Origin of the sequence: Streptosporangium sandarakinum, from assembly GCF_013409935.1 — a bacterium.
In the GTDB taxonomy this organism is placed as follows: Bacteria; Actinomycetota; Actinomycetes; order Streptosporangiales; family Streptosporangiaceae; genus Streptosporangium; species Streptosporangium nondiastaticum.
The window spans coordinates 830141-841476 of record NZ_JACCCO010000003.1 but is presented as its reverse complement, the minus strand read 5'-3'; the positions used below and the strand labels follow the sequence as shown (position 1 = coordinate 841476).

Here is an 11336-nt window from a genome sequence, read left to right as displayed (position 1 = left end):
ATTGACAAAAAGCTAGTCTCATCGCATGACCGACGATCGCTGGGTGGCCCCCGCCGTACTGCTCGCCGTCGACCTGGTGATCCTGACGTTGCGTAGATCGCGGCTGCATGTGCTGCTCGTCGAGCGCGGCGTCGAACCGTACAGGGGCGCGTCGGCGCTGCCCGGCGGTTTCCTCCGGCACCCTGAGGAAGACCTCACCGCCGCGGCCCACCGGGAGCTGTCCGAGGAGGCGAACCTGGACGCCGAGACCCTGCGCCTGGAGCAGCTGGGCGTGTACGGCGAGCCCGGCCGTGACCCGCGCGGCCGGGTGGTGTCGGTGGCCTACCTGGCGATCGCGCCGCGCCTTCCCGAGCCGACGGCCGGTACGGACGCGGCCGACGCCAGGTGGCAGCCGGTCGACCGGGTGCTCTCCGGAGAGCTGGAGCTCGCCTTCGACCACCGGCGGATCGTCGCGGACGGCGTCGAACGCGCCCGCGTCACGCTTGAGCACTCCGCGATCGCGACGGCGTTCTGCGGGCCGATCTTCACGATCACCGAGCTTCAGGAGGTGTACGAGGCCGTATGGGGGATCCCCCTCGACCCCCGGAACTTCTATCGCAAGGTACAGAAGACCGATGGCTTCATCGTCCCGGTCGGCTCGGCCCGGAAGGCCGCGACCGGACGACCGGCCCGACTGTTCAAAGCCGGTCCGCGCGCGGTCCTGTATCCGCCGATGGTCCGGCCCGCCGAGTCGTCGAGCACAGAGGAGCAGTGAAGTGAGCCGTCCCCCGATCGTGATCCTCACCGCGCTGGACCTGGAGTATCAGGCGGTCCAGGAGAAACTGGTCGATCCGCGTCCACGCCGTCATCCGCAGGGCACCCGCTTCGAGGTCGGTCGGCTCGCGGGTGGCCGGTGCCCGATCGTGCTGGCCCACGTCGGCAAGGGCAACCAGGCGGCGGCGGTGCTGGCCGAACGCGCCATCAACACGTTCGCCCCGGCTGCCCTGCTCTTCGTGGGCGTGGCGGGAGCCCTGCACTCCCACGTCGCCCTCGGCGACGTGGTGGTGGCGACGCACGTTTACGCGTTCCACGGAGGCACGAGCGAGGATGACGGTTTCAAAAGCCGTCCCCGTGTCTGGGAGACCCCGCACGTCGTCGATCAGATCGCCCGGCACATTGACCGTGACGGCTCCTGGAAGCGGGGCCTTTCGGCTCACGACCGGGGTCCCGAGGTGCACTTCGGGCCGATCGCCGCCGGCGAGGTGGTGCTGAACTCCAAGGTCTCCGTGCACGCGCTCTGGATCCGGGAGCACTACAACGACGCTCAGGCGGTCGAGATGGAAGGTGCCGGTGTGGCGCAGGCCGCGCATCTGAACCGGTCTCTGCCGGTGGTCGTAGTCCGGGGCATCAGCGACCGGGCCGACGGCACCAAGGAGGACACCGACCGCGAACGATGGCAGCAACGGGCGGTGGCCAACGCGGCGGCGTTCGCCGTGTCCCTGGCAGAGGAACTGTCCGCCGAGGCGCAGGACGACGACCGACGCACGACAGAGACGAGGAGGCCGACCATGCCCGAGACGATCAGGAACGTCGCGAAGGGGAACGCGCGGGTGGGAGTGCAGGCCGGCACCGTGTACGGCGGGATCCGGATCACTCCGGAGCCGGTCCCGCCGACCGACCTGGCGGAGGCGCTCGCCGGTTTCCGCACCCGGCTCCAGCGAGCACGGGCCGGCGGCCACCTGGACGACGACACCTACACGGCGGCGGAGGCGGAGCTCACCGTGGCTGACAAGGCGCTGGAGTCCGACACGCCGCAGAGCCGGGGCACTCTGACACTGGCGCTCAAGAAGCTGCGCGGGCTCATCGGCGACGTGGCGGAACTGGCCGCGGAGCTGGCGATCATCATCGGCCTGGCCCAGGGGTTGTCATGACGGCTCCGGGCGCTTCCACGACGAACACCGCCGATGGTTCCGCGTACGTCGGAGCACAGGTGGGAACGGTCCATGGCGACGTCAACGCCTACATGACATTCGCGGACGCCTCGCCCCGGGATAAGTTCGAGACCGGTGTCCAGTGCCTTGATGGTGATATGGCCGATCGGGCGCGACAGCTCATCAACGAAGCTTTCATGGCCGGGTACCGCACCGACAGGGTCCGTTTCTACCGCTTGCTCGCCCTGGTGAGCGGCAGAACGCGGCGCGAGCTGTCCAAAGAAGAGTCCGCCATGCTCCAGAACGCGCAGAGCAGGAGGCACATCACCGGTGACGACGAGTGGGCGGAGGGACTGAAGACCCTTCACCACCTGCTGGACTCCGCGAGGAAATCCGATGCGGACAGCCAGGTCCTCCTGAAGGAGGTTGACGCACTCGGCTCGCTCCAGCGCACCTTGATTCTGCGGCACCTGGAGTCGTTCCTTGAAGGGTCGCTCAAGGACCAGATGTGGCATCAGGTATGGAAACTGGCTAAGACAGAGCGAATGACCGGCGACCGGGTGAACCGGGTCTGGAAGTTCTTCGAACCGAGTCCGACCAGGCCGCAGGCCCGCAGCCCGCAGTCGGCCGCGACACCCCCGTCCACCTGGGTCCAGGCGGTGGCGGCGACGGCCGTCCTCGCCGGGGCGACGGTGCACATCGGCTACCTGCTGGTCCAGGCAGGCCGGATCTCCGTGCTTCTCGCATACCTACTGAGCATCATCGGCGGCTTCTTCGGCGTCCGCGACGGTGTGGAGTGGCGCTTCCGCGTCGTACGACGCCGTACGAAAGACAAGGAATACGGGACGCCTCGGCAGCGCGCAACCAACGCATCACCCGACGGCTTCGCACGGCAGGTGGACCACCGTTTCGATTACTACTTCGCCAAATACGTTCCACGCGGTGTCGACCGCGATTTCTGGCTGGCTACGACGGCGGGGATCCGTAGAAGCATTCGCGACGAGGTGGTCGAGGTATACCGGGAGAAGAGGATCGGCGTCGAGAAGATCGCCTGGCTGATCCGGCATCGAGCCGGTGACGTCAAGACACGCTGGGAGAAGGGCATGCTCTGGAGCTACCGCGAGGAGCTCGCCACGCCTCCGTCAGTAAAGGCGGTGACGCTCCTCGGATCGGTCGTCTTCGTCGCCGGAGGGCTTTGGGCGGTGGGTGGCGCGGTGCCGGCCAGCCCTCTGAGTGCGGCTTGCTCAACGAGCATCGCACTCGCAAGCGGATGGATGGCCGCCCGCGCCTGGCTGCACATCATCCTGGAGCGTCGCAGATATGCCGCCGACACGGTGGAGAGCATGCAGGTGAAGGAGACCGACGAGGCGGCCTTCGCTCGGTGGCGGGCGAAGCTGGCCGACAAGCCCAAGGACCGGGAAATGGCCGCGTGGCTGGACTGCGACCGGAAAGTGCTGTTGAACGAAGCGTTGCAGCACTACAGGCTGAAGATAAGCGACGTCATCGCCCACGCCTTCATCGAGACGCCCGCCGCCTCAGGTGTCCGCGCGCGGGTACGGAACGGCCCCTGGCGCTACAAGAAATACCAACTTCTCATATTCCTTCTCACCACGGATGGAGTACGCGAGATCACTGCCACACTCGATTTCGATCAAGGCTCGTCTCATATCCTGCGGCGGGCCAACTATCGCTTCGAGACGATCGCAGCCGTACGGGTGAGCCACGGGGGCGACGGCGGGCAGGTGTTCGAGCTCGCGCTCGTCAACGGCCAAGAAGTCCGTGTCAAAGTGACGGAGCCGGAGACGGAGGAACTCCAGCAGGGAGAGGAGCCCGGAACGGTGTCCGAGGCGACGCTGGACGCTTCGGGCCTTCGCCGTACGTTGCATGTACTGGAGGGGATCGCCGCGGAAGGGAAGAAGTGGATCACGCAGGAACATCGTCGCGAGGGGAAGGAGCGGGGTGCGGCGTGAAGCCGGACCGTGCGTGGTCTACCAGCGTTCCACCAGGTGCTCGCGGCCGGACGGCGGGTCGTACGGTTCCGGCCAGTAGTCGACGATCCGGCTGATCAGCCCCTGCTCGGAGGTCTCGAACCACACGCAGGCGTCCTGGTGCTCGGCCCCGACCCGTGCGTCGATCCACGCCGCGGCGTGCCGGCCGTCGGCGACGACGCGCCGCAGCTCAAGATGCCAGTCGCCGGGATACTCCATGTTGAACCGGAGGAAGGCCGCCTTCCCCCGGATCCGTTCCCTGGTCTGCGGCATCTCGTAGACCACGTCCTCGGTGAGCAGCGCGCCGAGGCCCTCCCAGTCGCGTCGCTCGGTGCTGTCGACGTAGGCGCGCACGGCCTGCCTGGTCCCGGAGCTCTCGTCCATTCGCCAGACCTTACAGTCGATCACCGGCACGCGTCCCCGTGCACAGGGGCGAGCGTTCCGATCGGTGGAAGGCGCGCTCCGCCCGGAGCGGGCATGGGGATACGCTCGCCTGCGGCGTCCGGAACGATGGGAAAGGTGGTGTGCCGTGCGGGAGGCGCGCAGGATCGGGCCAGGGGAGACGGCCGAGGCGGCCGCGGTGCTGGCACGGGCCTTCGACGGGTACGCCTGGACGAGCTGGACGGTCGCCGCCGACCGGCACCGGGAGCGACTGGCCGGGTTGTTCCGGCTGACGGTCGAGGAGGTCGGTCTGCCGTACGGGGAGGCGTGGGCCGCGGACGGCGACGACGGGCGGATGGCGGCCGTGGCGGTGTGGCTGCGGCCCGACCGGCCGGTGCCCGGCGAGGTCTGGCAGGGGCTCGCCGCCCGGGAGGAGGAGCTGTCCGGAGACCGCCACGCGGCGATGATCGCGGCCGATTCGGCCTGCGCGGCGCTGCGGGCCGACGAGCCGTCGTTCGTGCTCGCCACCGTGGGCGTGCTGCCGGAGCGGCAGGGCGGCGGGACGGGTACGGCGGTGCTGCGCCCCGGTCTGGCCGAGGCCGACCGCGTCGGCCTGCCCGCCACCCTTGAGACCTCGGCCGAGAGCAACGTGCGCTTCTACCGGCGGCTGGGATTCGAGGTGACGGGGGAGATCCGGGTGCCCGGCGGCGGCCCGCGCGTCTGGGCCATGCGCCGCCCGCCCGCCCCGTCATCGCGATGAGGCGCGCACCCGCTTCGCCATCGCGATGAGATGCGCGCCGTATCCCGCCCCGCGCGGTTCAGACGGCAGTCTCCTCTTTCCTCCGACGGCGTCGTCGGCGCGGGTCATGGGATCACGATGAGGGGCTCAGAACGTCGCCGGTCCGCCGGGCCGTCCCGGTCGTTTCAGCCGTCATGGCACGCCGGCCGAAGGTCACCGAGCCGCCGAGGAGCACCACCCCGGACAGCACGCCGCTGACAAAGGGGACCCAGGCGACCGCGGCCGTCGCCGCCAGGACGAGACCGGCCACGCCGAGCACGGTGAGGACGACGCCGGGTACGGCGATGCTCCGGTCCTTCCAGACGGGGGCGAGCGCGATGAAGTGCACCCCGACCACGAACGCCACCCAGGCCACGTTGGCCTGTTCCGGGTGTCCGAGGGCGGCCAGCACCCGGAGCCCGCCGAAGAGCAGGACCGCCTCGGCGGCGACGACGGCCAGGTAGGCGCGGCTGAACATGTTCCGTCGTGCCTCCCGCGGGGCGGGCCGCTCCCTCCGGGCGGTGCGGAACCACATGACCATGACGCTCACGGCCGCCACGCATGCGACCACTCGCAGAAGGGTCGCGGTCACGGTGTCCAGCGGGTCCCCCGCGTTGACTATGACGAAAACCGCGCCGAAGACAGCGCCGATCAACAATCCGGTCATTCGTTGCATGAATCCAGTCAAGCGGCCCACCGGGTCCGCACGCATGGGAGCTGGGGCGACAACGAGGTGGGGCCGTCACCACCTCCCCGTACCGTGCGGGCATACGAGTCCTGGCCACGCCGGGCAGGTAGGCGAGCCCTGCCTCACAGCGCCACACGGCCAGGCCGGCCCTCACCACACCAGGCAGGCGGGCTAGCGCTACCTCGCCGCGCCACACGGCCAGACCAGACCTCACCACGCCAGGTGGGCGAGCGTTACCTCACCGCGCAGGTAGGCGAGCACCGCCAGCACCCGCCGGTTGTCGTCCTCGCTCGCGGACAGCTCCAGCTTGGCGAACACACCGGCCACATGCTTGCCGACGGCCGCCTCGGTGATCGACAGCGCGCGGGCGATGGCGCCGTTGGAACGTCCTTCGGCGATCAGGGCGAGCACCTCGCGCTCGCGCGGGGACAGCCGGTACACCGGCGCGGTGACCTCCCTGGCCCTGGCCCAGGTCTGCTCGAACAGGTCGATGAGGATGCTGATCAGGCTCTGCTGCCTGATCAGCAGGGCGCCCGGCGAGTGGGCGACGGGGGTGATCCGGACGAACGCCACCGAGCGGTCGAAGACGAGCAGTTGCTGGATCGGCTCGTCGATTATCCGGTGCAGGTCACCGGCAGCGTGCAACTCCTTGAGCCGGGCCGCCTTGCGGGGGTCGTCCAGCACGCCGGAGTGAACGATCGTGCGCATCGCCAGGCCGCCCTGCAGGGCGTCGAGCACGTCCCTCCGGCTCCGCTGCTCCCGGCGGCCCGTGTCCGGCGAGCCCACCGGGTGCATGGCGCGCAGCTCGCGGGCCGAACCGGCGGCCCGCAGGATCTGCTGCCGGACGAGTTCGCCGTCCTCCAGCCGCTCGACGTCGACGGGGAGGCCGCGCAGCTCTCCCACCACGTCCTCCAGCCGCCGGGCGAGCTGGGCCAACGACACGTTCTCGTCCACACGTCCCCCTCCGGCCGCGTCACCCCACCTCCGGCGCGGTTCCGACGACACATTCTGGCCGGTGCTCGCGCGCGTCGTCGAACGGAGGCGGGAGCGCCCGCCGAGCCACGCGACCGCCGGGTCGGCGGTACAGGAGACGCCCGCCGAGTCGCGTAACCGCCGGGTCGGCGGTGAGATCGTGCCCGGTTCCGGAGAAGGGCGAATCCCCAAAACCGGTACGAAGTTCACGTCCGGCTGCGAAAGGACCCGTCACGTGACCGACGAGACCGCGCTCAACGCGCTGCGCGAGGCGGCCCGCCTCTCCCCGGAGAACCTCCCGCTGCGGCGGCACCTGGCCGGCCTGCTGCTGGCGGCGGGACGGCTCGCCGAGGCCGAGGGCGAGTACCGGGCGGCGCTCGCGCTCGCCCCCGAGGACCCCGACGCCACGGTCGGGCTGGCGGAGGCGTGCGTCCGGCAGGGCAGGAACGACGTGGCGCTGGCGGTGCTCGACCGGCTCGTCTCGACCCCCGGTCACCCGGTGCGCGCCGACACGCTCATGGCCAGGGCGGCACTCCCGATCAACCGGAGGGCCGCCGCCGAGTGGTACCGCTACGCCGTGAGCCGCGACCCGTCGCAGGCGGACCCGGAGCTGGCCGAGCAGCTCGACCGGGAGGTCCCGGTTCGGATCCCCTCCGTCCCGACCGGCGCGGACTCGGCCGAACCAGCCTCAGCCGGACCGGCTCCGGCTCAACCCGCCCCGACGGGGTCCGTCCCGGCCGAGTCCGCCACGGTCTCCCCGACGGCACCGCAGCCCCAGCCGCACGGGACACCGCAGGCGCAGCCATACGCGGTGCAGGGGCGGCAATTCGCGCCGCAGAGCCGGCCGCGCACGGCGCCGCAGGGTGCGCCGGCCACGCCGGGTACGGCCTCGCCCGCGCCCTCCCTGATCCCCGCCTCGCCGGGGTCCTCCTCGAACCCCGCCTCGCACGCCCCCACCACCCCCACCCTGATCCCCGCCTCGCCCGCGCCGTCGTACGCGCCGCCGCAGCCCGCGGGCGGCGCGCCGTACGGCTCGGCGGAGGCGGAGCCGACCGCGGAGGTGGAGCGCTCACGGGTGACCTTCGCCGACGTCGCCGGGATGGAAGGGGTCAAGGAGGCGCTGCGGATGAAGCTGTTGCTGCCCGCCCAGCAGCCGGAGCTGTTCGCGGCGTACGGCAAGCGGGCCGGCGGAGGGGTGCTGCTGTACGGGCCGCCCGGCGCGGGCAAGACGCATCTGGCACGGGCCGCCGCCGGTGAGCTGGGCGCGGCGTTCGTCGACGTCGGGCTGGCCGACATCCTCGACATGTGGACCGGGTCGAGCGAGCGCAACCTGCGCGCGACGTTCGAGATGGCCCGCCGGAACCGCCCGTGCGTCCTTTTCTTCGACGAGGTGGACGCGCTCGCGGCCCGCCGCTCCGACATGCGCCAGGCCCACAGCAGGCAGATCGTCAACCAGTTCCTCGCCGAGCTCGACGGGGTGGACGAGCACGCCAACGAGGGGGTGCTGGTGCTGGCGGCGACCAACGCCCCCTGGTACATCGACGTGGCCTTCCGCCGCCCCGGCAGGTTCGACCAGATGGTGTTCGTGCCGCCGCCGGACACGGTCGCGCGGGCCGCGATGCTCTCGCTGATGTGCCGCGACAAGCCCCTGGGGAGAACGGACTTCGACAAGGTGGCCAAGGCCACCGAGGGGTTCGTCGGCGCCGACCTCAAGGGCCTGGTGGACCGCGCGGTCGAGGCCAAGCTGCAGGAGTCGATCCGGGCGGGCCGGCCGATCCCGCTGTCCACCCCGGACCTCATGGCCGCCGCGAGGACGATGCGGCCCGCCGCCGTCCGGGAGTGGCTGGGCACCGCGCGCAACTACGTGCTGCACGCCAACGAGAGCGGCGTGTGGGACGAGCTGCTGCCCTGGCTGCGTGATCTGCGGTGAGCACGACCGGCTTCCAGGGCTCCGGTTCCCAAAGCTCCGGCTTCCAGGGCTCCAGGTCCCAAAGCTCCGGCTTCCAGGGCTCCAGGTCCCAAAGCTCCGGCTTCCAGGGCTCCGGCTTCCAGGGCTCCGGCTTCCAGGGCTCCGGTTTTCAGAACTCCGGTTTCCAGGGCTCCGATAGTCCGGCGGTCTTCCGGGAGGACGATCCGGCCGTGGCCGTCGAGCGGGCGCGGACGCTGCTGGGGCTGGGCCGTACCGAGGCCGCCGAGCGGGAGCTGCGCGGGGTGCTGGCCCGCGACCCCGGGCACGTGGTCGCGCACTGCCTGCTCGCGCTGGCCCTGATCTCCCGGCGGGCGGTGGACGAGGCGGTCGCCGAGGCCGGTGAGGCGGTACGGCTGGCTCCCGACCACTGGTACCCGCACCACACGGCGGGCCAGGTCCTCTACTACGCGGACCGTTCGGAGGAGGCGCTGCGCGCCGCGCGGGCCGCGCTGGCGATCGACCACGGCCAGGCACAGGTCTGGGAGCTGCTGACGCGGGTGCACGCGGACCGCGAGGAGTGGGCGCTGACGGCGGAGGCCGCCCGGCGCAGCCTGGCCCTCGACCCGCACGGCAGCCGGCTCACCGGTCTCCTCGCGGTGGCCCTCGGCGAGCTGGGCGACCGGGCGGGGGCGCTGGCCGCGGCCTCCGACGCGGTGCGGCTCGACCCGGAGTCGCCGTCCGCGCACCTGGTGTACGGCCGGGTCCACCTGGCCTTCGGCGGCGCCCGGGACGCGGCGCGGGCGTTCCGCGAGGTGCTCCGGCTCAGCCCCGGGGCGGACCAGGCGCGGGAGCTGCTCGTGGTGGCGCTCAAGCGGCGCAACCCGCTGTACCGGGCGGTGTCGCGGTTGCCGGGCACCCTGGGCGGCCGGTGGATGCTCGCGCTGCCCCTGATCCCGCCGCTCATCGCCGTCTTCGTGCTGATCGCGGTGGCCCACTGGACGATGTGGGTGGCCGAGTCGCTGGTCACGCTGGGGCTGGCCCGCGGCTCGTACACCCGGCTGCTGTTCCGGCGCGGCGAGGTGCGGTCGGCGGCCCTGTGCTGCGCCGTGCTCCTCGCGGGCGCGGCGCTGCTGGGCGCGGGCGTCGCCCTGTCGCTGCCGGCGACGGGTACGGCGGGCGCGGCGCTGCTGGCGCTGGTCACCCCGGTCCAGGAGGCGGCGCACACCGCCGCCCCGCGCGCCCGGAAGGTCCTCACCGGGTGGGCCGGGCTGCTGGCGTCGACGGCCGCGGTGTCGCCGGCGCTGCCCGCGCTGTGGCCGGCTCTTCAGCGGCCGGAGAACGTCCCGCTGCTGGCCGTGTGGGCCGGGCTGGGCACGATCTGGGTGGCCGCGGCGGTCCGGCGGCTGCTCGGCCGGGTCCCCTCCCACGGCGCGGCCGGGCTTTGACCGCTCCTCTCCCGATGGAGGTCGTCGTGCACCGGCGTGCCGTCGGGCCGGGCCTGACCCACCCCCGCCCGATCGCGCGAATCGGCGGGGGTGCATGCTCGTCGGTATGCGGGCCGGCCGGGGTCCGGTCGGGTGATCGGGGGGGCCGGTGCCCGGTCAGGAGGGGTTCGATGTCCCGCGAGCGCGCCGCCGTCATGGTCGAGTACCAGGCCCGGGCCTGCCGGAGTCTCGGCTCACCGCTGTACGCGTTCCTGCTGGAGCGGGTGGCGCGCGACGTCCGCGAGGGGGGTCCCTGCGCCGCCGCGCTCGCCGGGTACGAGGACGCCCCCGGGCCCGACGCCGTCGCGCTGCGGCTGCTGGGCGGCGTGCACGCCCTGGCCCTCACCGGCCGGGCCCCGGACCTGGCCGCCTGCTATCCCAGCACGGGCGGCTCGTTCGACCCGGACGACCCGGAACCCTGCTGGCGGGCCTTCCGCGACGCCGTCGTGAACGGGATGGAGTGGGTCCGCGACTGGATGACCCGCCCGCCGCAGACCAACGAGGTCGGCCGGTCCAACCTCCTGATCGCCGGGCTGCTGGAGGTCACCGGGGCGGCCCCGCTGCCGATCCGGCTGTTCGAGCTGGGCTCCAGCGCCGGGCTGAACCTGCGCGCCGACCGCTTCCGCTACGTCGCCGGTGATTTCGCCTGGGGGCCCGCCGACTCCCCGGTCGTGCTGGACGGCGCCTGGGACGGCACCCCGCCCGTCTGGCTCCTGGACGCCGCGGCCGAGCGTCCGGAGCTGACCGTCATCGAGCGGCGCGGCTGCGACCTGACGCCCATCGACCCGCTCTCCCCCGGCGGCGCGCTGGCGCTGCGCGCCTACGTCTGGCCCGACCAGATCGCGCGCTTCGCGCGGCTGGAGGGCGCCCTGCGGGTGGCCGCCCGGGTTCCCGCCCAGGTCGAGGCCATCGGCGCCGCCGACTTCCTGGCCCGGGTACGGCCGGAGCCGGGCACGCTCACCGTGGTCTGGCACTCGATCATGCGCCAGTACGTCCCGGGCGAGGAGTGGGCCCGGGTCGAGCGGGAGCTGGACCGGCTGGCGAGGACGAGCACGCCGCGGGCGCCCTTCGCGCACATCTCCTTCGAACCGCGCCGTATCGGGGACCGGCACCGCTTCCTGCTCGCCGCACGGCTCTGCGAGACGGCCGAGACCGTCCTGGCGAAGGCCCGCCCGCACGGCCTGCCCGCCCGGCCCGTCACCGGCTGACGCCCGCCCGGCCCATCA

General features: G+C 72.2%; 10 protein-coding genes. 7 read left to right on the top strand and 3 right to left on the bottom strand.

The window, feature by feature from the left end; genetic code table 11:
* Window positions 1-25 precede the first annotated feature (25 nt).
* Genes HDA43_RS30160 through HDA43_RS30150 form a run of 3 tightly spaced genes read left to right on the top strand, consistent with a single transcriptional unit; the run spans window position 26 to window position 3880 of the window.
* A complete protein-coding gene (locus HDA43_RS30160; RefSeq protein ID WP_179827665.1) occupies window positions 26-754 on the top strand; it encodes an NUDIX hydrolase in 729 nt (242 codons plus the stop codon).
* 1 nt (window position 755) lies between these two features.
* A complete protein-coding gene (locus HDA43_RS30155) occupies window positions 756-1910 on the top strand; it encodes a 5'-methylthioadenosine/S-adenosylhomocysteine nucleosidase family protein (RefSeq protein ID WP_179827663.1) in 1155 nt (384 codons plus the stop codon).
* Entirely contained in the window at window positions 1907-3880 is a 1974-nt protein-coding gene (locus tag HDA43_RS30150) for a hypothetical protein (protein WP_179827661.1), read from the top strand. The genes HDA43_RS30155 and HDA43_RS30150 overlap by 4 nt, the downstream gene beginning before the upstream one ends.
* 18 nt (window positions 3881-3898) lie before the next feature.
* On the opposite strand, the gene HDA43_RS30145 is transcribed toward HDA43_RS30150, so the two are convergent.
* Window positions 3899-4282 carry a nuclear transport factor 2 family protein gene (locus tag HDA43_RS30145; protein WP_179827659.1) on the bottom strand — a complete coding sequence of 128 codons (384 nt, stop codon included), beginning with the start codon at window positions 4280-4282 and terminating at the stop codon, window positions 3899-3901.
* 145 nt (window positions 4283-4427) lie between these two features.
* Between HDA43_RS30145 and HDA43_RS30140 the strand changes: the two genes are divergently transcribed.
* Entirely contained in the window at window positions 4428-5039 is a 612-nt protein-coding gene (locus HDA43_RS30140) for a GNAT family N-acetyltransferase (protein ID WP_179827657.1), read from the top strand.
* Between the two features lie 112 nt (window positions 5040-5151).
* Here HDA43_RS30140 and HDA43_RS30135 read toward each other — a convergent pair whose 3' ends face one another.
* Entirely contained in the window at window positions 5152-5724 is a 573-nt protein-coding gene (locus HDA43_RS30135) for a hypothetical protein (protein WP_179827655.1), read from the bottom strand.
* Between the two features lie 231 nt (window positions 5725-5955).
* Complete coding sequence (locus HDA43_RS30130) at window positions 5956-6699, bottom strand: LuxR C-terminal-related transcriptional regulator (RefSeq protein WP_312873613.1); 744 nt, start codon at window positions 6697-6699, stop codon at window positions 5956-5958.
* Window positions 6700-6952: 253 nt separating this feature from the next.
* On the opposite strand from HDA43_RS30130, the gene HDA43_RS30125 reads away from it, so the two are divergent.
* From HDA43_RS30125 to HDA43_RS30115, 3 genes are all read left to right on the top strand, one after another.
* Window positions 6953-8647, top strand: coding sequence for an ATP-binding protein (locus HDA43_RS30125; RefSeq protein ID WP_218912684.1), 1695 nt, complete (start codon window positions 6953-6955; stop codon window positions 8645-8647).
* Window positions 8644-10071: a tetratricopeptide repeat protein gene (locus HDA43_RS30120; protein WP_179827651.1), complete on the top strand. Its 1428-nt coding sequence runs from the start codon at window positions 8644-8646 to the stop codon at window positions 10069-10071. The genes HDA43_RS30125 and HDA43_RS30120 overlap by 4 nt, the downstream gene beginning before the upstream one ends.
* 170 nt (window positions 10072-10241) lie before the next feature.
* On the top strand, window positions 10242-11318 hold the full coding sequence (locus HDA43_RS30115; protein WP_179827649.1) for a DUF2332 domain-containing protein: 1077 nt from the start codon (window positions 10242-10244) through the stop codon (window positions 11316-11318).
* Window positions 11319-11336: the final 18 nt, after the last annotated feature.